The sequence below is a fragment of the Chryseobacterium gregarium DSM 19109 genome (assembly GCF_000430845.1).
In the GTDB taxonomy this organism is placed as follows: domain Bacteria; phylum Bacteroidota; class Bacteroidia; order Flavobacteriales; family Weeksellaceae; genus Chryseobacterium; species Chryseobacterium gregarium.
On record NZ_AUMU01000007.1, the window covers coordinates 144,287 to 167,877 of the forward strand.

General features: G+C 42.6%; 27 protein-coding genes. 9 read left to right on the plus strand and 18 right to left on the minus strand.

Going from position 1 to position 23,591, the window contains the following annotated elements:
- Nucleotides 1-77 precede the first annotated feature (77 nt).
- The 6 genes from H561_RS0109040 to H561_RS0109065 form a co-directional block, all read right to left on the minus strand.
- On the minus strand, nt 78-1,097 hold the full coding sequence (locus H561_RS0109040; RefSeq protein ID WP_027386699.1) for a soluble NSF attachment family protein: 1,020 nt from the start codon (nt 1,095-1,097) through the stop codon (nt 78-80).
- Complete coding sequence (locus H561_RS0109045; RefSeq protein WP_027386700.1) at nt 1,090-2,796, minus strand: hypothetical protein; 1,707 nt, start codon at nt 2,794-2,796, stop codon at nt 1,090-1,092. Before H561_RS0109045 ends, H561_RS0109040 begins: the two co-directional genes overlap by 8 nt.
- Nucleotides 2,786-5,173 (minus strand): hypothetical protein, encoded by a 2,388-nt coding sequence (locus H561_RS0109050; RefSeq protein ID WP_027386701.1) that lies wholly within the window; start codon nt 5,171-5,173, stop codon nt 2,786-2,788. The genes H561_RS0109045 and H561_RS0109050 overlap by 11 nt, the downstream gene beginning before the upstream one ends.
- The gene (locus H561_RS0109055) at nt 5,164-5,907 is read right to left on the minus strand and encodes a hypothetical protein (protein ID WP_027386702.1); all 744 of its coding nucleotides are present in this window, start codon (nt 5,905-5,907) and stop codon (nt 5,164-5,166) included. Before H561_RS0109055 ends, H561_RS0109050 begins: the two co-directional genes overlap by 10 nt.
- Entirely contained in the window at nt 5,880-7,013 is a 1,134-nt protein-coding gene (locus H561_RS0109060) for an AAA family ATPase (RefSeq protein ID WP_027386703.1), read from the minus strand. Before H561_RS0109060 ends, H561_RS0109055 begins: the two co-directional genes overlap by 28 nt.
- 124 nt (nt 7,014-7,137) lie before the next feature.
- Entirely contained in the window at nt 7,138-7,779 is a 642-nt protein-coding gene (locus tag H561_RS0109065; RefSeq protein WP_228372244.1) for a hypothetical protein, read from the minus strand.
- 157 nt (nt 7,780-7,936) lie between these two features.
- On the opposite strand from H561_RS0109065, the gene H561_RS0109075 reads away from it, so the two are divergent.
- The 4 genes from H561_RS0109075 (at nt 7,937) to H561_RS0109090 (ending at nt 10,516) form a co-directional block, all read left to right on the plus strand.
- On the plus strand, nt 7,937-8,647 hold the full coding sequence (locus H561_RS0109075) for a DUF434 domain-containing protein (RefSeq protein ID WP_034761810.1): 711 nt from the start codon (nt 7,937-7,939) through the stop codon (nt 8,645-8,647).
- Between the two features lie 2 nt (nt 8,648-8,649).
- Entirely contained in the window at nt 8,650-9,300 is a 651-nt protein-coding gene (locus H561_RS0109080; RefSeq protein ID WP_027386706.1) for a hypothetical protein, read from the plus strand.
- 116 nt (nt 9,301-9,416) lie between these two features.
- Entirely contained in the window at nt 9,417-9,734 is a 318-nt protein-coding gene (locus tag H561_RS0109085; protein ID WP_027386707.1) for a hypothetical protein, read from the plus strand.
- Nucleotides 9,731-10,516, plus strand: a complete 786-nt coding sequence (locus tag H561_RS0109090; RefSeq protein ID WP_027386708.1) for a TatD family hydrolase — start codon at nt 9,731-9,733, stop codon at nt 10,514-10,516. Before H561_RS0109085 ends, H561_RS0109090 begins: the two co-directional genes overlap by 4 nt.
- A 62-nt stretch (nt 10,517-10,578) precedes the next feature.
- Here the strand turns inward: H561_RS0109090 and deoD are convergent, their stop codons facing one another.
- Complete coding sequence (deoD, locus tag H561_RS0109095) at nt 10,579-11,289, minus strand: purine-nucleoside phosphorylase (RefSeq protein WP_027386709.1); 711 nt, start codon at nt 11,287-11,289, stop codon at nt 10,579-10,581.
- A 40-nt stretch (nt 11,290-11,329) separates the two neighbouring features.
- On the opposite strand from deoD, the gene H561_RS23915 reads away from it, so the two are divergent.
- Nucleotides 11,330-11,482, plus strand: coding sequence for a hypothetical protein (locus H561_RS23915; protein ID WP_155845768.1), 153 nt, complete (start codon nt 11,330-11,332; stop codon nt 11,480-11,482).
- 306 nt (nt 11,483-11,788) lie between these two features.
- On the opposite strand, the gene H561_RS0109105 is transcribed toward H561_RS23915, so the two are convergent.
- On the minus strand, nt 11,789-14,875 hold the full coding sequence (locus tag H561_RS0109105) for a VIT domain-containing protein (RefSeq protein WP_081411650.1): 3,087 nt from the start codon (nt 14,873-14,875) through the stop codon (nt 11,789-11,791).
- Nucleotides 14,876-15,401: 526 nt separating this feature from the next.
- Between H561_RS0109105 and H561_RS0109110 the strand changes: the two genes are divergently transcribed.
- Genes H561_RS0109110 through H561_RS0109125 form a run of 4 tightly spaced genes read left to right on the plus strand, consistent with a single transcriptional unit; the run spans nt 15,402 to nt 18,141 of the window.
- Nucleotides 15,402-16,106, plus strand: coding sequence for a hypothetical protein (locus H561_RS0109110; protein ID WP_027386711.1), 705 nt, complete (start codon nt 15,402-15,404; stop codon nt 16,104-16,106).
- Complete coding sequence (locus H561_RS0109115; RefSeq protein ID WP_027386712.1) at nt 16,093-16,734, plus strand: hypothetical protein; 642 nt, start codon at nt 16,093-16,095, stop codon at nt 16,732-16,734. Before H561_RS0109110 ends, H561_RS0109115 begins: the two co-directional genes overlap by 14 nt.
- A complete protein-coding gene (locus H561_RS0109120; RefSeq protein ID WP_027386713.1) occupies nt 16,707-17,459 on the plus strand; it encodes a sensor histidine kinase in 753 nt (250 codons plus the stop codon). Before H561_RS0109115 ends, H561_RS0109120 begins: the two co-directional genes overlap by 28 nt.
- A gap of 1 nt (nt 17,460) precedes the next feature.
- Nucleotides 17,461-18,141 carry a response regulator transcription factor gene (locus H561_RS0109125; RefSeq protein ID WP_027386714.1) on the plus strand — a complete coding sequence of 227 codons (681 nt, stop codon included), beginning with the start codon at nt 17,461-17,463 and terminating at the stop codon, nt 18,139-18,141.
- Here the strand turns inward: H561_RS0109125 and H561_RS0109130 are convergent.
- The 10 genes from H561_RS0109130 to H561_RS0109185 form a co-directional block, all read right to left on the minus strand.
- A complete protein-coding gene (locus tag H561_RS0109130; protein ID WP_027386715.1) occupies nt 18,122-18,724 on the minus strand; it encodes a hypothetical protein in 603 nt (200 codons plus the stop codon). The genes H561_RS0109125 and H561_RS0109130 overlap by 20 nt on opposite strands.
- A gap of 89 nt (nt 18,725-18,813) precedes the next feature.
- On the minus strand, nt 18,814-19,080 hold the full coding sequence (locus H561_RS0109135) for a RebB family R body protein (RefSeq protein WP_027381246.1): 267 nt from the start codon (nt 19,078-19,080) through the stop codon (nt 18,814-18,816).
- Between the two features lie 120 nt (nt 19,081-19,200).
- Nucleotides 19,201-19,470, minus strand: coding sequence for a RebB family R body protein (locus tag H561_RS0109140; protein ID WP_027386716.1), 270 nt, complete (start codon nt 19,468-19,470; stop codon nt 19,201-19,203).
- Nucleotides 19,471-19,549: 79 nt separating this feature from the next.
- Nucleotides 19,550-19,819, minus strand: coding sequence for a RebB family R body protein (locus H561_RS0109145; RefSeq protein ID WP_027386717.1), 270 nt, complete (start codon nt 19,817-19,819; stop codon nt 19,550-19,552).
- Between the two features lie 78 nt (nt 19,820-19,897).
- On the minus strand, nt 19,898-20,167 hold the full coding sequence (locus H561_RS0109150) for a RebB family R body protein (protein ID WP_027386718.1): 270 nt from the start codon (nt 20,165-20,167) through the stop codon (nt 19,898-19,900).
- A 453-nt stretch (nt 20,168-20,620) separates the two neighbouring features.
- Nucleotides 20,621-20,863 (minus strand): RebB family R body protein, encoded by a 243-nt coding sequence (locus H561_RS22320; RefSeq protein ID WP_034761818.1) that lies wholly within the window; start codon nt 20,861-20,863, stop codon nt 20,621-20,623.
- A 25-nt stretch (nt 20,864-20,888) separates the two neighbouring features.
- Nucleotides 20,889-21,290: a hypothetical protein gene (locus H561_RS0109165; RefSeq protein ID WP_027386719.1), complete on the minus strand. Its 402-nt coding sequence runs from the start codon at nt 21,288-21,290 to the stop codon at nt 20,889-20,891.
- Nucleotides 21,291-21,352: 62 nt separating this feature from the next.
- Nucleotides 21,353-22,165: a hypothetical protein gene (locus tag H561_RS0109170; protein ID WP_027386720.1), complete on the minus strand. Its 813-nt coding sequence runs from the start codon at nt 22,163-22,165 to the stop codon at nt 21,353-21,355.
- A 226-nt stretch (nt 22,166-22,391) separates the two neighbouring features.
- Nucleotides 22,392-22,910 carry a hypothetical protein gene (locus H561_RS0109180; protein WP_027386722.1) on the minus strand — a complete coding sequence of 173 codons (519 nt, stop codon included), beginning with the start codon at nt 22,908-22,910 and terminating at the stop codon, nt 22,392-22,394.
- A gap of 17 nt (nt 22,911-22,927) precedes the next feature.
- Nucleotides 22,928-23,143 carry a RebB family R body protein gene (locus H561_RS0109185; protein WP_027381237.1) on the minus strand — a complete coding sequence of 72 codons (216 nt, stop codon included), beginning with the start codon at nt 23,141-23,143 and terminating at the stop codon, nt 22,928-22,930.
- Between the last annotated feature and the right edge of the window lie 448 nt (nt 23,144-23,591).

Consider the following 23,591-nt stretch of genomic DNA (forward strand, 5'->3'; position numbering starts at 1 on the left):
AGCGACGAAGCAATCCTGAATGTAAAATAAGACTAAAGATGGCTTCACCCCCGGTTCGCAATGAAAGCAACCTTCATTCAATTCCTGAACATCCTGTTTCGCCCCGTCTTATATCTGGAAATATCCTTTAAGATCATATCATCATCAGGATTGAAATGTTTCAGTTCATTGACGATTTCAGAACGGGTAGCCACTTTTCCGGCAATAATTTCATAGGCGATATCCCGTGTGGTTTTCTGAAGATCGGGGCTTTTCCTGAATTCATATTTCATCGCTTCAAGATACGGGATCTTCTGGTCTGAAGTGATTTTTTCATACAGATGCCGGATTTCCTGCCCCAGCTCTTTAACATCAGTAATGTTGGCAAAGTAATTATTCAGACAGTTGAAGGCATCCTTATTTTCTTCCCAGCCTTTCAGCAGTACTTTTTGGGCTTCTGCGTGCAGTTCCATTTTTTTTCGGTAAATCAGTGACCCTTTTACCATCTGGCTGTTGTTTACATAATCATCGGCAACCATCTGATAATAGGCATTGGCATTTTTCACGTCATTAATTTCCCTGTACAGATCGCCTACTTTTTCTTTCTGTTCCAGTTCTTTGTAAAGATCAATGGCCTTCCTGTACTGTTTCGCTTTTTCATAACACTGGGCCGCTTCGGATCTGTTTTTTAATTTTTTAAGATAGATTACGGCTGCTTCATTATAAAAGCCTCCTTCTTCCAGCGTTTTTGCAGCCCGGTAATGGTTCTGAAGAAGATTCATGTACACTTTTGCTGCTTTTTTGTAGTCCTGTTCCGCGATATACTGCCGGGCAAGCTCCTCATATTTATTCCGGATCCGGTCGAAAAGTGAAGACTCTATATAAAAGTTATCACCGCCTGGCCTGCCTTTGCGGCCTGACTCCTTTTCCTTTTCTTTATCCTCAAAGTTTTTAAGGACCATCATAATGATCACAGCCACAATCAGGAAAACAACAAGTTTCCCGATCACGCTCCAGAAACTCTCATGGAACAGCTGCGCAAGCATGCCGATGACTTTAAGAAAGACCAGAATAAAAAATGCGGCCAAAAATTTATCGGTAAACCTCTGCTTATTCATCCTTATCTGATTTTAAAATGGTTTTATCATCACTGAAGAGGCGGTACAGAAGCAGGACAACGCAGATCACCAGCACCCAGACAAACCAGTTATACCCGAACATTTCAATAAGGGGATAAAACAGATAAACCAGCATAGCTGTTAAAATCAAAATCAGGATCGCCTTGGTTCTTCCGGGGACGTTCCTGCCTCCGATATTCAGTGCTTTTCTTTTTACGAAATAGGAATACAGGCCGACAATCCCCGTCATCAGAATAAGTAAGAAAATAATTTCCAGAATATGATGCCTGGTACCGGAACCGGACTTTTCAAACGTCCTGACTTTTTCAGCCTTTTCCGGTTTAAATGGAGGCTCCTGATATTCTTTTGTCCCGTACAGCCTTCCTAAGGAATCTTCGATCAGGACCTGTTTCTTTTTCCAGATATGTTTTACAATGCCTTCATCAGCGGGTTTCCCTGAACTTGCTTTACTTAGTGAATCTGCAATTTTTTTCCTGTACTTTTCCTCATTCTGCACCAGGTATTTTACAATTTTTTTTTGGTATACTTTTTTGAGTGAATCTTCGGAACTCTTTATTTCCTGTGCCACCCGATCTATTTCTTCAGAAATCTTTTCAATAGGCCGGCCTCCGTTTTTCAGATATTCCCGGTAGCTGTCTGTATTATCCTGATCCTTGTACCAGCTTGCTGCCCTCTCATGTTCATTCAGCAAATCCCATCTTTTTGATCCGTACAGGGAATCAATCTTCAGGTCTATATCTGTAACGCCTGACTGATAGGCTACCACCGGTGACATCATATGTTCATCAACCTCTGAAATTTTACCGGAAGAAACGGTCTCCGGAGACGCAGGAGATTCAACAGACTGGTAGATTGAAAACCACACCACGCCTACAATAATGAATACCGACCATAAGATCCAGCTGTACTTTGCGGGGTAAAAAAACCTGCCTCTGGAAGTATTTCCTGCAAACAGTTTCCCTAACCCTATTTTTTCCAAAAATTTAAATTTCCCGAAACCGCTGCCTCTTGACGTCCCCATGACATCAAGAGGAATCCCAAGCTCTACTGCCCGGTCGGGATATTTTTCAATGTATTTCAGGTATTTTTCGATTTCCTTTTTATTGCCTGCCATTACCTTTTTCAGGTCAAAAGGAAGATCTTTCATCCATTCTTCTTCCGTTTGCGGTTTCTGCAGGGCTTCCAGGACTTTTTCATCGTCCATTTCCACTGTAAAGCTTTCAATATTCTGCGGGATTTTCACCCCGTTCAGCGGTTTCCGTACCTGATCCCCTGACTGTCCGGGATCCCGGATCAGGGAAAGCCAGTCGATTTCTTCCTCTAATTTCACCAGTCCGAAGTCAGGATGCATGACAAGGAATTCCGCTTCAACCCTTTGCCATTCTTCCGGATGTACTTTCGGATAAAAATCCGTATTTTCCGGAATGAAAAGCTTGTTTCCGACCCATTGGAAATAGGCGTTTTTACCGATTTCATTCAAAGCCAGGTCCGGGAAAACCAAGAAACAGCCGTACAGCACATTCGGTTCAAGGGACGGAACCGGAAACGATCTGACGCTGCTTAATTCTATCCCCAGAACTTCCATTTCATAAAGCCACGTTAATACTGAAGCCCCTTTGATCAAAAGCCCTTTTTTAGGATAGTTATTTTTCGGAAAAGGTGTGATTCTAAGTTCCATACTCCAGAATATGTTTAATGAAAGCGCCCATATAATCAGAATACATATCGTCCATTTCCCTTACTTTCAGCTTTGTTTCCTTCGGCAGGTAATATTCCGAACCTCCGAACTCTTTTTCGGTAGCCAATGCCAGGTACCCGTAATGGGTGGAAGGGACGTAAAATGCAGGAATATTTTTATTGCTGCTCATAAAGGTCATCATTCCGCGGGGATCCGTAATCACTTCGCTGCCATCGCCGAAAGTAAATTTATTTTTATGCTGGGCAGACCAGACCGTGATCTCCTCTGTATTCTTATCAAAGCTGTAGGCATTTTCATCATGTTTCGTTAAAGCCCATTTGGATACAACCAATTCATCTGCAGCGTTGATCCCGATTCTGGTAAAATTACTTAATATTTTCGTCCCTCTGTTTCTCAACCGGTTTATTTCAGCTTCGTTTTTTACATCATTCCTATTAATCTCGTCATCATTTTTAACCTGTTCAATTGAAATATTCCCTTCTGTACCGGCCTTAAAAACAAAAGGTGCATGCTCTTCATGCAGGTAAAAGCTTTTGTTGAAATAAAGAAGCCTGTAGCCCGGCGGGATATTCTGTCCGGTAAGGTTGAGTTCGGAATATTCTTTTGTATCCAGGTTCAGTTTGGAAAGTATCTTCCTGTCCGGCCGGTACTGTGCCAGGATATAGTCTCCCGATTTATTTTTGGTAAGCGCGAACTGTCCTCCCGGTTTTACTGAAATATCTTCCAGAACCACTTCGCAACCCCGCTGAATACTGGTATTCTGGTAAATGTTTTTGTTATAATAGTTGTCTGACAAATAGGTCTTCAGCAGTTGTTTCTTATTGCTCAGAATATAAAATTCCCCTTCATACAGAAATGTTTTCATCCTGTCTTTGGGTGTTGGGAACAGCAACGGGTAGTTTTTCGGAACCAGGACTTTAATTCCGTTTCCGGAACCTGTGTATCGCGGTTGCTGTTTCGGAGGGTTTGCCCATAATTCTTTCAGCGGAAGCACCATTTTCTGCACATGCTTCCTTGCGCCTTTATGATGTTTGTAAAAGTTCAGCTCGCCATTTGAGGAAGTGGTAACCAGGAATTTCAACCGGTCTCTGTTTTCGTGAATAACTTTCTGGAGTTTCTGATGGTCTGAATTTTCCTGATGGGTGATGAAAAAAACCTCCAGGTCCTTTTCCGTATGCACTTCATTAAAAAACTTTTCCAGTGCCCGGGAAACTTCCAAGACCGGACTTACCTGATTCAGATGATCAATGACCTCATCCGTTGTATTTAAAGAAATCGGAACCGTATTCTGTCCCAAAGCGAAAATTTTACATTCCGAATGCGCTTTCGGATGTTTGATGACGGCAATGGCGGAGGCAAACGCCAGCACTTTGGGGGTTCCCCAGTTTTTCAGGGAGGTATCGATCAGGATAATCCTTTCAAAAATATTTTCTTCTGGAGGAACTTCCCTTTGGATGTACAGGGCTTCGTGATTGGCCACCCGGTTCATGAAAACCTCATCATCATGGGCAAATTCTGACAGCAGCATCCTGTTGAAATCGCCCTTGTTGGTCATATCAGAAATCCCTCCGATCGGCTGTTCACCGGGAGAAAGATGCCGCATCGGAATTTTCAGCCCGCTCCAGATTCTTTTAATCAGGCTTCCGACCTGAAATGTTTTGGGATCTTCAGTGAGTTCCTGAATAAAATCTTTTCCGTTTTCAACAGTGGTTTCCTCCTGTACCACCTCGTCTTCCAGCCCGGGAATATCAACAACGCCTTTCAGTGATTCGATGATGGCTTCTGCGGTTGGGAATTTATTCTGAAGCAGCGCTAAAACTTTAATATCATTATTAACAACTGAAAATGTCAGGGGTTTCTTCTCTGCCGCTCCGGAAATTTTGTACGGCCTTTTTTCAAAAACCTTTATGATTAATTCTGAATTGCCGGCAGAAAGAATGTTGTGTGTATTTTCAAAAACGGTCTTCAATAGGATCATTTTATTCTGGCCTTTTTTAACTGAATTTCCCAGGCTGTTTAAGTTCTCCAGGAAACGCATGGCCAATTCAATCTCATCCTTTTTCTCTGTTCTGAATAATTTGTCCTGTTTCTTTAAATGATAGAAAAGACCATCCATATTGAGGTATCCGTCCTGCAAAGCATATAAAACAAGGAGCAGCGCGCCGAAAGACGGAAACCCCTGGTCCTTCAGCTCCTTTAAGACCCCGATGACATAAGGCCTGTAGGCCATCGCGCCGACATTCGGAATTGAAATAAGGTTGTTTTCATGATAACCTGATGGGTCAGGAACATCTTCATCAGTGGTCCATTCCCAAAAATACCCTTCATATGACTGGAAATACGTTTCTAACTCCATTCCTGTGATTTTTCGGTGAGACGGAATGAGCTTAAAGACAATTTACGGAAATCGTTTTTATTAACAGATACAAAACTTCCGTCTTCATTCCAGACAAGCCATTGGTCCAGCGCTTCATTGTATTTTTTCTGAATCAGAGCACTTACATTTTTAAACTCAAAATCAAAGCCTGCCGGCAGAAGATGCCCGTCCTTCGTCCAGTACGTTTTTCCCGGAAAACCCAGTAACGGGGTTCCTAAAAACAGTGCTTTGCTGTTAATGACCGTCCAGTTTATTCTTTCGAGTTTAAATTTAGGCAGGGTAACCATCAAGTCTTTAATTTCAGCCATAGGAGATAATAAAGCAACCGCAGGCTGCACTTCTTCACTAGGTTTCAGCCTGACCGTAATTTTTTCGTCAATCCCGAAAAAATTGTTGTTGGAAGGAGGGTAAGTCAGCCGTAACGCCTGATCAATAGGCGTCCACAGCAATGCAGTCCGGACTTTTTTACTGGGAACGAGGGCATCTTTCCGAAATAAAAGCCCCTCTCTGAATTCATACAGCAAAAAATTGGGCAGCTGTTGAATTTCCGGTGAAACCGCCTGTTCACCGGTAAAACCTTTCAGCCAGATCACCTCTTCTTCCAGTGCGATCTGAATATTCTTCCAGTCACGAACCGAACCCAGAACATCTTCATCCGCACGCGGAAGCTCTGCCCAGAATTCTTTTACAGGCTCTGAAGGATCTTTTGCCATAAATGTTCAATTTCCTGTTGAATATACTGTTTCTGTTCAGGGTTCCTGATCCAGTCGCAGCGGGTCTGGAGGTATCTTAATTGATCTTTGATTACATTCTGTTCTTCAAAGCTCAGGGTCGCGCTTTCCCATTTTCCGACCAGGATTTTTACGTCTTTCATGATCTCTTCCGGGTTCGGCGCTTTATTCTGCAGGGCCTGCGGATGGGATTTCGGGTTATCGTCTTTTTCAATGGTCCGGTTGATGATCCCTTCCAGGATTTCAATCTGTTCCTGGGTATCCCAGATATGTTTCAGCACCCATAAATCCGATAAAACGGCTTCGGTTCTCCCGCAGATCAGGGCACTTGCGGCAATCAGGTTCTGCAGCTTCACGGCCCGACGGTCGGAAATGGCAATGCCTGTGTTCCTGAGACTGATGATGGTATTGAGGTAAACTTCATACACCGGTTTTAAATCAACGCTTTTACAAAGATTCTGAAGTTCCCTGATTTCGTCCGGGAGAATTTCAGGCGTATCCGTTTCTGTATCGTTTTCCAGTTTCCTTCCGGCCAGAAGTACCTGCTGAAGAAGTTCGGGAGGTACATAATCCACATTGATCCGGATCAGGAAACGGTCGAACAGGGCATTTAATGCTTCGTCTTCCGGAAGCATATTGCTGGCTCCCACAAACATCAGGGCCGGAAGCTGCCGGGTTTCTTTTCCTCTTTTAAAGACCTTCTCATTCAAAGCCATCAGGAGTGAGTTCAGAATGGCAGAATTGGCATTGAAAATCTCATCCAGGAAAACCATGGAGGCTTCCGGCATCATGCCTTCGGTATTGGTCAGCAGTTCCCCTTCTTTCAGTTTCCTGATGTCAAAAGGCCCGAAAATCTCATTCGGTTCCGTAAAACGGGTCAACAGATATTCAAAGTTCTTTCCGTCTTTAACGGTTTTTGCCAGTGTCCTTACAATGGCCGATTTTGCCGTTCCGGGAGGTCCGTATAAAAAGGCATTTTCCCTGGCCAGCAGACAGATCCCCAAAAGGTCTACCACGTCATTTTTTCCGACGAAAGTATCTTTGACGTACGTAAGGACCTTGTTTAATTTTTCAATATTCTGAGTCATTAATTTTTTGTATTTATCGTCTTTTCTTTATTCCTTTAACGCAGAGTCCGCAAGGAAATTTCAAATGATTGATTGTTTTTGAGTTTCCAAGAGCGCTTTATTTAGCGGAGAGAGATGAAGAATTTTAATTTTCCGTTATTTTTAATTCTTTCCAGAATTCATCTTTATAGATTCCGAATTCCGCCATCAGCAGATGGTTGAGGTATGGGATTTCTGCCAGCCTGTAATCTTTTTTCGCTACAATTCTTTCAAGGTATAATTTCCGGTAGGTGGCATTGTTTAATTCTTCTTCCCAATTGATATTTTCCGGGTTCAAATCATATCCGATCCCTGAATAATGAAACTGTACAAGGATATTTTCCAGCATGGTGACCAGCGGGTCTTCCGGGTCGGCGTTGTGCAGGACTGCCATCATCTGCGGCAAAAACCTTAACGATAAATCTGCCGACAGGATTGAAGAAACCTCCCTTTTTCCTGTAAAAGCAGGAATTAATTTCCCGAGGCTGCCGGACGTATCTTTTCGCACCAGGTACAGCTGTGCACTGTGATACAGCACCTTTGCCGCCCATACTGCGGATTCCTTGTGGAAAATGACCTGATCCGACAGAAATTCCAGCCGCTCTTTTTCAAATTCAGATTCAAAATAATCTGCGGCATCTGCCTCTTCCTTTGCAGAGATTTCCTGAAGGTCTGTATAAATGGTCATGCTTTCTTCCTTGCGGAGCAGAAACAGCGTATCTAAAAAAGGGGATCGGTTTTCCAACATCTAACAAAAATAAAATTATTTCCCCGGGAATAAAATTTTTATTTGATGATTGATCATACAATCTTTCAGACCGTTTTTTCTGCCGGAAAAAACTCACCTTTTCTGTTTTGTACCTTGAGGCCGGCGGTTGTTTTAAAAAATACATTTACATTTGGGCATGCAAAAAAACCGCGGAAAAAATACAGGTGACGACCTGCTTTTCGGTTCAGAAAAGCAGACCGGAAAACTGAAAACGGCAGTTCAGGACATGCACTACCTGTTAAGCAGAGGATATGCTGAAAAGGCATCTTCGGAACTGGCCGGAAACCGCTACCGCCTTAAAGCCCGCCAGATCCAGGCCGTCCGTGCTGCTTCTGCCTCAGACACCCAGATCCGGAACAGGGCAGACAAAGAACTTAAAATTTCCGCATTACAGGACGCAACGGTACATCTGGACGGCTTTAATATCATCATTATCCTGGAAAGCCTGCTTTCCGGCGCGTATATTTTCCAGGGTGCGGACGGCTGTTTACGGGACCTTTCCGGTGTGCACGGAACATACAGAAAAGTAAACCAGACCTTAAGATCGATCGAACTCGTGGCTGCATTCTTTCAAAAGTCAGGAGCCTCGAAATTAATCTGGATTTTTGACAAGCCTGTTTCCAACAGCGGGAGGATCAGCCGGATGGTTTTGGATTTCGCCCGTGAAAACGAGCTGAACTGGGAAGCTGAACCGGAATTTAATCCGGACAGATACCTCGCTGAACACGCAGATATTGCCGTTTCTTCAGATGCCTGGATCCTGGACCACTGCCGGAACTGGTTTAACCTTGCCGGATACTTAACCGAGGAAGAAAAGCTTCCCGTTAACCTGGTAAAAATGGTTTAATCATGGATTTATTCAGGAACTACCTCCCGTTATTTTCAAAAGCCTGGAAAGAAAAATACCATGCTGTTTTAGCGGATGAGCATCTGCACCGTATAAGCAGGAACATCCGGAAATTTAAAACCGGCACTTTAGAATGGGACCTGCCTTTCTTTCATGAAGAAATAAGACCCGACCGGCATGCAAGCTTCCGCATTTTTATTAATATTCTTGAAAGCAAGGACACTGATGAACATAAGGCCCGGCAGATGGAGCAAATTGCTTTTGAGCATTGGCTGAACATCCTGGGGCAGCGGCTTACCTCAGCCAGTATCCGGGATGAAAAAGCCGTTCCGCCGCTGCAGGCTGTACTGATTGAAGCCTGTGAAAAACCTTTTAATACAGAAGTGACCATGGCACAGCGGGCCTGGGAAAAACATGCCGGCAGAACGGATGATCCGTTCTGGGGAGCCATACAAGGAAACAACCGGCAAAAGCAGCAGAGCGTGATGGAGAAAATTCATTTTATTTTACATCATACTACGTGGTGGAATGTCTTTTTTCATTACAAACACGGACCTGTTTTTGAAATCAGGGAAAAAGGCGGACACGGGATCCGCTGGAGCCACGGCGGAGAACAGCTGATCGGGTTTCTGGAGGTTTTTATAAATGAATAACTGTTTCTGCATTGGACAGATAGACTCCGATTTAAATGATAAAATTAATCGGATTATTGATAAATTGGTGTTACCGTATTGTTTGGGAGTTTATAAATTCACGATGAAATAAAACGATGAAAAACGTATATAACAAAGGGACTTTCAGAAGTTATGAATGGGGGAAGATTCCACCCTATTTAAAAAAGTACGGCAATAAAAAATGGAGAAGAACGGAAAGGTCTGACATAGAAGACCAGCTCAGTGAAACCGTCAGATTTTTTAAACAGAGAAGAAAAAGACGGAAATTAATTTGGGCTAAAATTACAAGAGAAATTAACGGAAGAACAGATTCCGGCTACAGAAGCTATTATTCTGAAAAATCATTTAAAAGCGCTATAAGCCGGGCACATATAACAAGATATTTTTTAATTAACAAAACATCAAAAAAATGAATACACTGATTGATATCGGCATCAATTTAACCCATAAACAGTTTCACAACGAACATGAAGAAATAATCAACCGGGCCCTGGATCACGGTGTGCAACAGATGATCCTTACCGGCACAAGCGTACGCGGAAGCAGGGAATCTGCAGGGATTGCAGAAGATTATCCTGAAATTTTATATTCCACGGCAGGCATCCACCCCCATGACGCGAAGTCTTTTACCAAGCAGAGCATTCAGGAGCTCAGAACATTGCTGGAACAGAGCCATGTGGTTTCCGTAGGGGAATGCGGACTGGATTTTGACCGGGATTTTTCGCCGAGGCCTGTTCAGGAAACATGTTACCGCGCGCAGCTCGAACTGTCCATTGAAGTTAACAAACCGCTTTTCCTGCATGAGAGATCCGCTTTCGGAAGGTTTAATGAGATCACGGATGATTACCGTTCCACCATGCCGGAAGCGGTAGTCCATTGCTTTACCGGAACGCTGAACGAGGCAAAAATCTATCTTGATAAAGGTTTTTACCTGGGATTCACGGGAGCAGTAAGCGATCAGAACCGGTTCAGCCATCTGGAAGAAGTGATCCGGTATGTCCCGCTCGACCGCATGATGATTGAGACCGATGCACCGTTTATGCTGCCGAAAAATATGCCGCGGATGCAGCACCGCAGAAACGAGCCTGCGTATCTACCCTATGTGGCACAGACGGTTGCCCATGTAAAGAAAATCAGCATTTCTGAAGTGGCTGATGAAACCACAGAAACGGCCCGGAAATTTTTCAGGATATAAAAAAAGAGCTCAGCACATCTGCCAGGCTCTTTTTGTATGTTAAAATGGATATAAATACAAGTTTACAATCCTTTAATGGCCGATTCCAGCGCAAGTTCCATCATCGGCTTCAGGGCCCTTTCCCTTTCGCCGGCGGAAATTTTCTCGTGGGTCGGGATAATATCCGTTACGGTAAGGATCGTAGCTGCATTTTTACCTAAATGCTTCGCATTGGCAAATAACCCGAACGCTTCCATTTCCACGGCCGGACAGTTATATTTTTCAGCAATCGCAGGAACAGCCGGATCTTTCCGGTAGAAAATATCACTGCTGTGGACATTGATGGATTTTGCCTGCAATGCAAGTTCTCCGGCAGTCCGGTTCAGGGTATCAAAGATCGTTCCCTGATGAGGCAGGATTTCCTCTTCAATTCCCCAGGCATATTTTGCATAGGTACTTTCGCTGGCCGCATTTTCCACATTCAGGATATCAAAAAGCTTAAGATCCGTACGGTACGCCCCGCAGGTCCCGATCCGTATAATGGTATCGACTTCATATTCGGTAAACAGCTCGAAAGAATAAATCCCGATGCTCGGGAAGCCCATGCCGCTCGCCCCTACGGTAATTTCCTTCCCTTTATAAAAGCCCGTATAATAAAAGATCCCTCTGGTCTTGCTGACCAATTCGGCATTTTCCAGATATTTTTCGGCAATGAACTGTGCACGGAGCGGATCCCCCGGCTGCAACACGACTTTGGCAATCTCTCCTTTGCCGGCACTGATGTGAATACTCATACTGTTATTTAATGAAGCAAAGATAAAAAGAAAATGCTTTATGGCTGTAAAGAAACTTGGTCTGGAAAGCCGGGAAAGGTTTACCCTGTATTTTAACCGGTTTCCTAAACTCAGGAATCTGAATAATTTAAAAGATTTTTCGCCAACGTTCTTCAGATATTCCCGGTTTCTTCCGGCAAAAGAGATCTACTGAAATTTTTAATATCATTTCCTGTTTCTTTACTGATAAAATAGGCATGCTGACAAGTGCAGGACTTAATACAAAAAATGACTGCTTTTATTACCTGTAAAAAAGCGCCTGCATGGCTGCAAGCGCTCAAAACTTTGTCTTCTCCATCATACATCAGCCATTATACAGGCCGCTCCACCATTACATTTATTGTGTTTTCACCTTCATTTTTTAAGTTCTGAAAATCAAATCTATGTTATATATCCAACATTTTAACACCTCAATCATATTATGTGTAAGTTGAAATTGAAGCAAGTGTCAGACTGATCATTAAAATTCAAACTCACCGATCAGGATGCCGTCATCAGTTCTCTTCCCATCTGTTTGCTGATTCTGGAACACCACTATTTTTCTTTCCTGTTTCCCTGTGGCATAATTGATAAAGACTTCCGCCATGATTGCTGTCGGCCCTGCCACGCCTGTCTGCCGTTCCCCGAAGAAATTGGTCTGGATTTTATATTTTCCTTTAATGGCTTTCTTCAGCAGGAATTGTTCCGGCCCGAAGCCTCCGGTAAAATCGTCACTCAGCCTTCCGCCGATTTCCGTTTCCTTGTGGGAATAATAGCACCGTTCATTATTGGGATCCGTTACCCACAGATCGATGTCCGTGTCGTCCTTGTTCCAGTTGATGACCACCCTTACATTGACCGGAAGGTCTGCTATGATTTTCGGATTGATGCCTGTAAGGTCTAGCTTATTTCCGTACGTACTGATCAGCCGGTTGATTTCCATGATAACCGTTTCTTCAATTCCCTGGTCGCGGTCGGCCAGTTCTTTTGTATAGGATTGGTTGAGAATCCTGTACAGGTTATCCAGAGCCTGCTGATAATTTCCGTTATCTTCCATGGCTAAGGCATAATCCCGGTAACTCTGCGGATCGAAAGGCCTCCACTCCAGGACTTTTTGGGTTGCCAATAATTCCTTGTCATAGGCTTCAGCCTGTTTCAGCCTGTATGCCAGCAATTTATACAGTTCTTCGTTTTCAAGGTCAAGATCAGCAACCGAGCTCAATACTTTCAGGCCTGCTTTCCTGTCATTATTTTTAAACAGCAGCTGGGAAACATCAAAATAATACTGAGGCAGGTTCTCGTATGTTTTTCTGTTTGTAAGATATACTTCGTAGATCATTTCCGGATTTTTTATCCCGTTAAAAAACTTCAGATATTCTGCATCGGATGGGATATCCGTCACGCTGATTCTTCCGGAATTCATAACCTCATCTGCCATTACATTTCCCGTGTTATTTCTGATGGTAAGCCCTGCTACACTTCCCTGCAATGCCTGAACCGCATTATGGGAAGCAATGGAAGACATCCCCCGCACACTGATCTGCGGGTTTTGCCTTGCGGATTCCGAAGTAACAGCGACGGAAGCTGAAGTCACAGCCTCTCTTCTTACCATTTTTGCAGCCCTCTCGGTTATTACGACTTCTTCTATATCGCTCTGTTGTTCCACATCGGCTTCCGAGCTTCTGTTTCTTCTTTGAATTCCTGAAGCTCCGGTAACCACCACTTCCCGTATATCAAGCACCATTGCAGTATCGGTTCCTGAAGAATACGACCTGGGTTCAGGATACCGTTTCGGCTTTTGACGGTAATCTTTTTTCCACCATTCTTTCAGGTTTTCGGTCATGGCTTCGGCATTACTCATCAGGTCATTCACCCTTTCTTCTTTTTCAGCACGCCTGTTTTTCACCATTTGCTCGAATGATGCTTTCAGCTCTGCAGGCGGGGCAATATCATACCGCACATAGTCTTCCACATTTTCCAGCACCATCAGGCTCATGGAATGGCTGACCAGGCCAAACTGCCGGCTGATGTTTTTAATCTCGCCTTTATTCTGTTTTTCAAAAATCTCCAGTTCGTTCAGCTTCTTCTGGGCCCAGAATTTTGAAATCTCCCAGTCTTTTACCGATTGCCCGGCGGCATTCAGCATGACTGTTTTCACCTCTGTCACTTCATTGCCATAGCCGAACTTCAGCTTGACCGCAGCCTGGTTTCCTTTTAAAATCCCGGTCAGGACAAAATCCTGCGAGATGGTCTGTTTCAGCGAAGGATATACTTCGTCAACGGACGGATTGCTCTCAATGCCTAAAAACTTCAGCGGCTGGAACAGTAATTTCCTGACTTCCTTTTCAGGATCATTTTCGTTGAGGTTCAGGAATTCACCGCCGGTTTTGTTGCTGATGAATTTCAACCGGTTAAAATTTGCAGTATTGGATGAAGAGACGGTATATACCGGTTGCTTCCAGGCGAGTTTCAGTTCTCCGAAAGAAGCCAGTCCGTCGGTAAAAAACAGGATTTCCTCTCCTTTTACCGGCTGCAACAATCCGAAATCAGTCCCGCCGTCATACGCCACCTGTGACAAATACGATTTTAAACGGCTCCAGTCCCCGTTCCTGATGGCAAAGCTTTTTCCTTCATCAAACGTATTGCTGATCAAATAAATGTTTACCGCCAGATTTTTATGGGTCTGAAAATAGGCTTCCAGCAAAGCCAGCTCTTTAGCATGGTCACGTTTGATTCCGCTGAGTGAATGATCCCATACGATGGCCAGTTCCTCCGGAAGTTTTTTCGGACGTTCATTGGAACTGATGTTCAGGTTGGCCAGGAAATAGGATGCATCGCCGGAAGCTTTCTGGATAAGGATATTCTGACTGTCGCTGCCCCGGGGAATGTTGATTCTCAGGTTATGTCCCGGTACATAGTTGGTTTTACGGATCTCTGCGGTCCAGGCATTCCCGTTTTTCACAAAATCAAAGCTGCCGTCCGGTTTTTCTTCCAGCTGAGGGGCAGACGCATTCTGAAAAATAGTCGTCCTGATATGGAATTCCGGAATTCCGGATGAATAATTCAGGGGCAGAAAATACCGGTAGCCGTTTTCTGATCTTTTCAGCTCGTCATTGTAGGTAATCTGAACCGTCCTTTCCCCTCCGTTGGCAGCAATCGGGTAAATGGTGGTCCGGAAATTATTGCCTTCCACTTTTTCCAGGACACCCGGGTCAACATTTCTTTTCCTGATGGTTTCATACACTTCTTTGGCCTTTTCTTTTTCTACCGGAACGGCACTGCGCAGCTTCCCGTTGATATCCAAAGCATATCCGCTGGCATTAACCCCTTCCGGAAGCGGAAAGGTCAGCCGCCCTTCTCTTAACCGATTGGAATTGTTTTTAAAGACCATCGTCACGACATGGGTAGAGAGGCTGCCTGTGATCTTGGTTTCGATCATTAGCTTCTGAAGGACAACCTGGTTGTTTTTAGTGTACCCGCCTTTTCCGTCCGCCGTTTCGATCACCGGAACCTGCGCCAGGCAGAACACAGGAAAAAACAACAGGAATTTCATATATAATGTTTTCATTGGATCTTTTTTGGTTTAACAACCGTTTCTATAGATAGAGATGCGGAAACCGGGGAAAAGGTTGGGAACGACAGTTAAATTTTTGCAGTTTTCTCTATTGCTTCCCTGTAGGCGTCTTTTTTTCATCCGTTGACGGAACAAAGGAACAGCAGGATTTTTCATATCCGGGGGTCTGCGGCAAACTTGGTGGTTTTAGCCTTTATCGTTCACCATTTCTTTGGAAGTGCTTTGGATGTCAAGATGACTGGAAATGGTAAAATGGTCAGGTAATTTATAAAAATTCAGACACCGCTGACTGAAAAGGCTTTGTCTTACAATTGATTTTAAGATTGCAGCTGATTACGAAACAGCCTAAGGGATAAAATTACCTGTGAATAGTAAGAAGGATTTTCTTTTTAATATGCTCATTTATCCTTCTTATTTCCAAAAACAACAAAACAACACACTAAAAAGTGACTTAATGATAATTATACCTGCTTTTTTTGTAAATTCAACACAAAATTTTTACCATTATAAATAAATAAGCATGAATATCAGCACCATTTATCAAGCGATCAAAAACTGGAAAGCTCTGGTTGATTCTTATAAAAGCGGAAATGAGGAAAGCGGAAAAGAGATTATCCGGTTTTTAAATCAGGGTTCCCATTTCTCTGTAGACGCAACCGAAATTAATGAGTGGAAAAAACGCCTTAAAAATGAGCCTGACAAGGCGATTCACGTTTATACAGGCATCGATAATAACCTGCTGAAATTTTTCCTGATCGATTCTAAAAGCGATACCGAGGGGAATTTCAGTGATATTGTTATAAAAGAATTCAACCGCATTCCTCCGGAAAATACCATCCCTGTCAGTGCCGGACTTACCTCAGAGGCTCCTATTACTTCGGAATCTGCTATTTACCGTAATTTCAGATTCAATATGTATTGCAGTGCATGGGTTGCAGCTCAGAAAGAAGACCCTTTCCGTATCATTTCTATCCCTTTTGATGATTATGAAAGAATGGGACTCACAGACAGCCGGTCATGTATTTCGTTCTTCGGGCTTACCAATGAAGCTTCGGAAAACATGTCCATACAAAACTATCATATAGAGATTATTACGGTAAAAGATGTCGGGATCAACAGCATAAGCCAGACTGCAGAAAATTATTCTACTCCCCGGCCGCCGTTCACCGCCAATGATCCTGTAGCAGATTATCAACTATTGCTGAAGAGTGATGCCCACGTATAACGAGCTGTCATTTTACTTACAGTTCACCATCAACCTTACCCTGCTTACAGGGCTCGGATTGTTTGTGAAACGTGGAAAACAGTCAAAACAGCTGTTGCTGATTTTTATCTCCGGTGAGCTTGCGTTGGAAATGTCGGATCTTATTTTCCGGCTCATGCGGGTAAACACGGTCAACATTTATTTTTACCCGTTCAGCCAGAGCTTTGGTTTATTGATGATTACAAGGATTTATAATACCTATTTTTTTAAGATCTCACCATCTTTAAAATGGTCCGTTTATATTTTTACAGGAATAGGCTTAACGGTCAATCTCTTGTATACCCAAAATACAGAATCGGTCACTTTTTATTTAAATATCATTACGAATATTATCATCTGCAGTTTTGCAGCGGTCTATTTCCTGAATGTGATCAGGACTTCAAAAGCTGACAAAACACTATTTACCGTGAATGTTCTGATCTTTTTATTTTTCTCGATTGAAAGTATCATTTCAACTACTTTTAATTTTTTAATTAATAAGCATCTGGAATGGGTAGCGCCCGTCTGGCTTTTCAGGGGCATATTATTATGGGTCACTTATATTGCTTTTATTAACCTGGGATGCCGCGTGTGGAAAATGAAAGTGTGATTATCTTATGGATATGGATAGGCATCGGGCTGCTGTTCCTTACTACCCTGTTTATCGCTGTTCTGGTGACCAATTATATAAAAAATATCAAAAAAAACAAGAAGAAAGTCATGCAGATGTTCCGCAGTACACAAACAGAATACCGGGAAAATGCAATTTCCTTTCAGGAAAAAGACAGGGAAAGGCTTGCAGAAGAGCTTCATGACAACATTATATCCCGGTTAAACCTCATCCGCCTGAATGCCCATCAAAAAAATCCGGATGAACTTAATTCAGATTTAAAAAATTCCATGCAGCTCATCCGTGAATTTACTCATAACCTGACACCACCGGATCTTAATGACATTGAACTGACAGATTTGATTGCGGACTATCTGGAACAGCTGAAAGTGAATATTGACGTACATTTTTATCAGATTACCTTAAATAAAATCGCCCTAAACAACTCAACCAAGCTACATATTTTCAGAATACTGCAGGAACTTATCAATAATATATTAAAACATGCTGAAGCTTCACAAATAAAGGTAATTGTAAGAATTTCAAAGCAATATCTTATCCTGATTGCTGAAGACAACGGCACCGGATTTACAACGGGAAATCATTCCGGGATAGGTCTGAGAAGTATTCACTTAAGAACAAAACAAATTAATGCCTTTTATAAACTGAAAACCAAGCCACAAAGAGGAACAAAATGGATCATCTTTGTCAATAACCAACAATAAAATGGAAAACTTAAAAATTAAAATCGGCATCGTGGATGATGACCTGCTGTTTGTACAGCTTTTAAAAAATTATATTAATGCCCATGAGGGTTACGAAGTGGTATCGACCTCCACCGGCGGCCATCATTTTCTGAATGAAACCGATACTGATCTGCCGGATGTTCTCCTGCTGGATCTCAGAATGTCGAACGGCACCGGGCTCGAAGTGATGTCAGCCCTGTCCCAAAAGAGCGCCGGAACTAAAATCATCGTACTGTCCAGTTTTTACCGGCGGTCTTTTATGGGACAAATGCTGAAGATGGGGGCCCATGCTTTTTTACCGAAAGAAATTGAGCCGGAAGAGCTTTTAAGGGTTATCAATGCAGTGCATCACACGGGACATTATTTTTCCGGCGAGCAGATTGAGGTGATGCGAAGCCAGCTGTCCAATAAGCTTCCGGAGTTTCATGCTTTTTCCAAAGATGCGCTCACGGAAAGGGAAATTGATGTTTTGAAACTGGTTTGTCAGCAATTAAGCACCAGAGAAATTGCGGATACCCTCTTCATCTCCCCTAAAACAGTGGAAACCCATAAAACCAACCTGATGATCAAGACCTGTGTAAAAAATATGGCGGGACTGGTAATTTATGCCGTACAGAATAATATTGTGGATGCCGATGAGATTATATTGCTGGATAAGTAGCTATCCGCGCATTATATCGTACAATATTGAATTTCATGACTGCTTTAAACAGCATACTCCCAAACCATTCATTAAACCATGCAAAATTATTGTTCCCAAATCCTACGGTCTCCGCATACACATGGCCTCCTTCTTCAAAAACCCTGATGGTTACGTATCCTCCGCTAAAAAAATGTCCCGGCATCGCAAAGTTAATCAGCGTCATATTTTTATCATCATGGGTTGTTTGTACAGGGCCGCCGAATATGGCTGTGGCATCGCCACCCTGAGTTCTTGGGCCCAGTATTTTATAGTTTCCGCCTTTGACGGATCCCGGAACTGTGGTGATGCTGTAAGTCTTCAGAAATTCAAAAAACGCACGTCCATCCACACCGGGTCTGATTTTTGCCACTACTTTTACATCCGAATAAAAATGTGGCCGCTTATCTACGTTCAGATCTAATTTCTTCCACACATAGCGTATTCCGTTCATTATCGGAATTCCCCTGTATTCCCTGATATATCTTTTTTCATTTTCCCAGGAAGTACGAGCGGCATATTGGGCTGATCTTCGCAAAACACTATAAAAGAATATTTTTATCATATCAATTTTATTAAGTTAAACTATAATTTATAAAAATCAGGGAGCGCATTGCCATACGCTCCCTGGAAAAAAACCTAAAACACATGATATTAAGAAGGATTCAGCATCTGGGCAATAGAAATTGCATCTGCTACCGTATCCAGGCTGTAGATCTGCATAACGCCCTGGGTAGTGGCTGCCTGACCTAAAATATTCTGTTGATTCTGATTATTTACCGCATTTTCAAACATGATTCCTGTGGAGTGTGCGGCCGTCTGGTATACGTTGCCCAAAGCAATTGCCGGAGCTTCTGCCACTACTTTTACGTTGGTTTGCGTTACCGCGTCTGTGATCTGTTCATTGACTACTGTTGCCATATGTATTATTTATTTTGGTTTAAAGAAGCAACCGGATTTTCCGGTCATGTTTTTTATGATTGACTGATTTTAAAAGCAACCGGAAAAAGATCCGGCTGCTGAATTGTTTTAAATGCGGAACTACGAAGTAGGATTCATCATTCTGGCGATAGAAATAGCATCTGCTACCGTATCCAGGCTGTAGATCTGCATTACCCCCTGAGTGGTGGCTGCCTGGCCTAAGATATTCTGCTGATTCTGGTTATTCACCGCATTTTCAAACATGATCCCTGTGGAGTGGGCCGCGGTCTGGTATACATTACCCAAAGCGATTGCCGGAGCTTCTGCCACTACTTTTACATTGGTCTGCGTTACCGCATCTGTGATTTGTTCATTGACTACTGTTGCCATTTATGTATTATTTTTTGTTTTGGTTTAAAACAACCGGATTTTCCGGTTGTCTGCATTTTTTGTTTACTGAAACCCTCTATTAAGCGGTAGGATTCAGCAGTTTAGCAATAGAGATTGCATCTGCTACGGTGTCTACGCTGTAGATCTGCATTACCCCCTGTGTGGTTGAAGCCTGACCCAGGATATTCTGTTGATTCTGCGTGTTCACTGCGTTTTCAAACATGATTCCTGTAGAATGCGCCGCGGTCTGGTATACGTTGCCTAAAGCCATTGCCGGAGCTTCTGCTACCACTTTTACATTCGACTGCGTTACTGCGTCTGTGATTTGTTCATTGACTACTGTTGCCATAATGATTTTGTTTATTTGAGTTTTAAAAATAACCGGATTTTCCGGTCATTACTTTTCTGCTTAATGACAGAGAAGGTTTTAAGAAGTAGGGTTCAGCATTCTTGCAATGGAAATTGCGTCGGATACCGTATCCATACTGTAAATCTGCATTACCCCCTGCGTAGTAGCCGCCTGACCTAAGATATTCTGCTGATTCTGCGTGTTAACCGCATTTTCAAACATAATTCCTGTGGAGTGTGCTGCTGTCTGGTATACGTTACCAAGAGCCATTGCCGGCGCTTCACCTACTACTTTTACGTTAGACTGGGTTACTGCGTCTGTGATTTGTGGATTCACTGTTGTTGCCATAATTGTAATTGTTTTTTTTTGAGATTTTAATCCCGGTTAATAAATATTTGATTGTTAAACTAGTTTTAAGATTATGATAAACCTCCCGCAGCTGATGCGGAGAAAATAAGCAGGCATTGTTCAAAGGCTGATGATTTAAAAAGATGTAGGTAAGTACGGTCCCCGGTACAATGGTGAAACCTTTATCCGTACAGGCTGCGGGGGTTTAAAGAAGGTAAAATAAAGGATGCGGCCGGGATTCTTTTCATGTCATAGAAATCAATTCCTGCTGTAGGCATGCTGTACATAAAATGATACCGTGGACTGAAGAATGCATTTCAAAAAATTAATTCCTGAAGATTCACAGCATCTGAAAGCGGTGCATAAAACATTGACCTGACGGTACAGGCTGAGATCACCGGCTTTTATTCCTGCAGGGGAATAGGCCGCATCCGTAGTCGTCTGCTGTTGAAGTTAAAAGTTAAAACGGCTTTTTCTCAACATCATTAATTCTTTTTTTAATCTTCCGGAGCCCATTTTTTTAATCCCCATTACGGAATGGCTCAATCCTATCAGCGAATCCCGGTGCTGATTCGTTACGGACTGCTCGTACATTAATCCTGTAGAGTGTGCACTCACCTGCATCGAAATGGCAGCAGGGACAGCGGGGGCCATCCCGACAACTTCCGTGTTGATTTGGTTCTGATTGTGTAACATAACTATTTTTTTTTTTGGTTGATGTTTATTTTCGCAGATTGGCAAATCTCATCTGCAGTTTGTTCATTCTTTCCGTGATCTTCAGTTCTTTTTCCTTTATTTTTCCTGTGGAAGTTTCCTGAAGCTTTTTCAGCTGTTCTTCATAGCTCATGGGAACAGGACCGGCTGTTGCTGCCGGCTGCTGTTGATAAGCCTGTTGCTGCTTCACGGCTTCTTCCAGTTTTTCAAGTAAAGGGGCTAAAGATTTCAGGGTCTCCTTGGTTGCTTTATCCTTGATATAATTAATAATTTCATCTTCATGACTGATCACAAAAGGCATGATATCTTCCATAACTTCCGGCTCTACCGGTTCCACTTCCACTACTATGGGTTCACGGTCCGGCACAGGAGCGGGAGATTTCGCTCTATGATTTATTCTTCTGCGCATAATTTTTGTTTTTAATGATGAATAACCGAAGGCTGGGACTGCTCTTCAAAATGATCATATGCCTATAATAAATAGCCGATAAAAGCCCCTGCTGCAGTCCAGTCCCTGTTGAGATCCTGGATGACGTTGCTTCCTACGATTTCCAGGGCGATACATCCTGAAATGGCATTGGCAGTAAGCATTTCTTTTAACTGGTCATTAGGAAGGTTTAAAACATATTCATCAGGAATTACAGGTAATTTCCCCGTATTTGCAGGGCTCTCATTAACGATAATATCCAGGATTTCCTGAAAATAATGGGCAATTAACTTAGCCCCCTGGAATTCCAGTTCTCTTTTTAATTCTACGATTTCATTTGGGGTAACCAGATCAGATATCGCATTGACATCCACATCGTGAACGGAGTACAGGGCCTCTCCCGTATTGGAAGCCGTGATCGTAATATCCGTTTTCAGTATGCATTTTGATTTTTCAAGATTTACGGTAAGAAGCCTGGAGTCCGTTTCAGGTTCTGCGATGTCAGTTAAGGTATTGAGGGGCAGGATCCTTACATTACAGAAAAAGGTCTGGTGCTCTTCCAGCTTGATCATAATAACCGCAATCCCTGTAGATTTATCCTTGGATTCTATCACAAAAGACTGGTAGTTGTTGTATCTCTTTGCTTTATTGGTACAGATCACCTGCCTTACAATGGGCTGAATGTTAATATCTGACGTGGAAAGGCTAAAAGCCACACGGTCACTGTTGTTCTCCGGTTTTTTTGTACTGAAATAGGCATTATCACTATTCCTGACCACATACAGGCTTTCATTGATGTCCTTTAAAGAACCTAGGTTTAAAATTTTTGCCGGTTTGGTTTCGCTTGAATAATTCATATTTTAATTTTTTTTAGTTGATCTGTTAATTTTGTAAATATTGATTTCTTGGAAGATCCGCTTGTATGCACTTCTGCAGGGGCTACGGCTTCTATTATTTCCGGTTTTACCAGTGGCTCTGTCAGTCTGACCGGTTTCAGAACCAATTTTCCCTCAGGGCCAGCCGGGATAAAGTTGTTTTTTATGGCATCGTCTTTCTTTTCTGAAGTTTCTGCAGCCGGTTCGGTCACCCGTTTTTTTTTTCGGGGTCTTCAGCTTCAGCCGAAACATCAGTGAAAAGAGGAGAATTTTGTTTTGTGCCAGGAATAGGATGAAGAGGAGTGGCATGATAAATCGTATTGGAAATTTTTGCCTTCATCTCAGCATAATCATTTACCATTTTAAATAAATCCTTCATCATATCATTATTTCCACTGCCTGTACCCTGAACCTGAGCTTCATCTTCTACAGCGTCACTGCTGCTGCTTTTGCCTGTAGGTGCGCTCGGTGACCCGTAGGTCAGTAAGTTGTTCGCCAGTCTGCTCAATGCGATGAGTCCCACCTGCTCAAACCCTTTTAAAAAGGACTGTAAATCCTGGACCATCATTCCGGCTGACTGCTCAATCATTACTTTGGCAACGCCCCCCATCGGAGAGGCTGCCGGCGGTGATAATACTTCAGCATTTACAAATTGTACCGACTTTTCTGCCGCATTGCCGGGTGTTGGTGCCGTGGTCCCTGTTGTTTCATTGCTGTTCTCATCCATTTTGGTAAAGTTTTAAATTATCCCTTTAAAATTTTAATGGCATCGGCAACAATCGCGGGGTTGAGCTGATTCAGGTTCTGCTGATTGGTCACCGAATTCTGAATGGAAATTCCGCTGGCGTGTGTAGCCATCTGGTAGAGCATACTCATGGCCTGTGCCGGAGATTCGCCAAGCACGGTAACATTGGTCTGCGTAACGGCATCTGTTGTCTGATTGTTTACTGTTTCTGCCATATTTTTGGTTTAATTGGTTATTCATTTGTATGATGATCTTTTTTCAAAGATTCCCTTTCATGGTAAGCCGGCCTTTATTATATTGCGGATATGCTGCCGTATCGGAGACTGCCTTACCTCTTTTGTCTGATACAAATTTCTCAAATCAAAACAACTCGGCATTCAGGGAAAAAACTGAATTTTAGAAAACAAGGGAATTCTCCCAATAGTGAATTGAAATATCCTTTTAAACTTTCATTAATTATATTTAATTGAAAACCAATAGCTTATATAAGAATAGATAAAAAACGAAAACGACCGTAATATCATTAAGTTAAATTCCTTTACTTCCTGTCAATTATAATTAATCACATAAGATTAAAATGTGAGTTCCGGTTTTCTTTTTATTTCCATTAAAATTCAAAATAGGGGTAAACACTTAATTTATATAAATGGGGATTTTCCCTCT

Excerpts from the sequence above, each read along its gene's own strand:
- H561_RS0109040 (WP_027386699.1), bottom strand. The coding sequence starts at position 1,097 with ATGAATAAGCAGAGGTTTACCGATAAATTTTTGGCCGCATTTTTTATT.
- H561_RS0109045 (WP_027386700.1), bottom strand. The coding sequence starts at position 2,796 with ATGGAACTTAGAATCACACCTTTTCCGAAAAATAACTATCCTAAAAAA.
- H561_RS0109050 (WP_027386701.1), bottom strand. The coding sequence starts at position 5,173 with ATGGAGTTAGAAACGTATTTCCAGTCATATGAAGGGTATTTTTGGGAA.
- H561_RS0109055 (WP_027386702.1), bottom strand. The coding sequence starts at position 5,907 with ATGGCAAAAGATCCTTCAGAGCCTGTAAAAGAATTCTGGGCAGAGCTT.
- H561_RS0109060 (WP_027386703.1), bottom strand. The coding sequence starts at position 7,013 with ATGACTCAGAATATTGAAAAATTAAACAAGGTCCTTACGTACGTCAAA.
- H561_RS0109065 (WP_228372244.1), bottom strand. The coding sequence starts at position 7,779 with ATGTTGGAAAACCGATCCCCTTTTTTAGATACGCTGTTTCTGCTCCGC.
- H561_RS0109075 (WP_034761810.1), top strand. The coding sequence starts at position 7,937 with ATGCAAAAAAACCGCGGAAAAAATACAGGTGACGACCTGCTTTTCGGT.
- H561_RS0109080 (WP_027386706.1), top strand. The coding sequence starts at position 8,650 with ATGGATTTATTCAGGAACTACCTCCCGTTATTTTCAAAAGCCTGGAAA.
- H561_RS0109085 (WP_027386707.1), top strand. The coding sequence starts at position 9,417 with ATGAAAAACGTATATAACAAAGGGACTTTCAGAAGTTATGAATGGGGG.
- H561_RS0109090 (WP_027386708.1), top strand. The coding sequence starts at position 9,731 with ATGAATACACTGATTGATATCGGCATCAATTTAACCCATAAACAGTTT.
- deoD (WP_027386709.1), bottom strand. The coding sequence starts at position 11,289 with ATGAGTATTCACATCAGTGCCGGCAAAGGAGAGATTGCCAAAGTCGTG.
- H561_RS23915 (WP_155845768.1), top strand. The coding sequence starts at position 11,330 with ATGGCTGTAAAGAAACTTGGTCTGGAAAGCCGGGAAAGGTTTACCCTG.
- H561_RS0109105 (WP_081411650.1), bottom strand. The coding sequence starts at position 14,875 with ATGAAAACATTATATATGAAATTCCTGTTGTTTTTTCCTGTGTTCTGC.
- H561_RS0109110 (WP_027386711.1), top strand. The coding sequence starts at position 15,402 with ATGAATATCAGCACCATTTATCAAGCGATCAAAAACTGGAAAGCTCTG.
- H561_RS0109115 (WP_027386712.1), top strand. The coding sequence starts at position 16,093 with ATGCCCACGTATAACGAGCTGTCATTTTACTTACAGTTCACCATCAAC.
- H561_RS0109120 (WP_027386713.1), top strand. The coding sequence starts at position 16,707 with ATGCCGCGTGTGGAAAATGAAAGTGTGATTATCTTATGGATATGGATA.
- H561_RS0109125 (WP_027386714.1), top strand. The coding sequence starts at position 17,461 with ATGGAAAACTTAAAAATTAAAATCGGCATCGTGGATGATGACCTGCTG.
- H561_RS0109130 (WP_027386715.1), bottom strand. The coding sequence starts at position 18,724 with ATGATAAAAATATTCTTTTATAGTGTTTTGCGAAGATCAGCCCAATAT.
- H561_RS0109135 (WP_027381246.1), bottom strand. The coding sequence starts at position 19,080 with ATGGCAACAGTAGTCAATGAACAGATCACAGACGCGGTAACGCAAACC.
- H561_RS0109140 (WP_027386716.1), bottom strand. The coding sequence starts at position 19,470 with ATGGCAACAGTAGTCAATGAACAAATCACAGATGCGGTAACGCAGACC.
- H561_RS0109145 (WP_027386717.1), bottom strand. The coding sequence starts at position 19,819 with ATGGCAACAGTAGTCAATGAACAAATCACAGACGCAGTAACGCAGTCG.
- H561_RS0109150 (WP_027386718.1), bottom strand. The coding sequence starts at position 20,167 with ATGGCAACAACAGTGAATCCACAAATCACAGACGCAGTAACCCAGTCT.
- H561_RS22320 (WP_034761818.1), bottom strand. The coding sequence starts at position 20,863 with ATGTTACACAATCAGAACCAAATCAACACGGAAGTTGTCGGGATGGCC.
- H561_RS0109165 (WP_027386719.1), bottom strand. The coding sequence starts at position 21,290 with ATGCGCAGAAGAATAAATCATAGAGCGAAATCTCCCGCTCCTGTGCCG.
- H561_RS0109170 (WP_027386720.1), bottom strand. The coding sequence starts at position 22,165 with ATGAATTATTCAAGCGAAACCAAACCGGCAAAAATTTTAAACCTAGGT.
- H561_RS0109180 (WP_027386722.1), bottom strand. The coding sequence starts at position 22,910 with ATGGATGAGAACAGCAATGAAACAACAGGGACCACGGCACCAACACCC.
- H561_RS0109185 (WP_027381237.1), bottom strand. The coding sequence starts at position 23,143 with ATGGCAGAAACAGTAAACAATCAGACAACAGATGCCGTTACGCAGACC.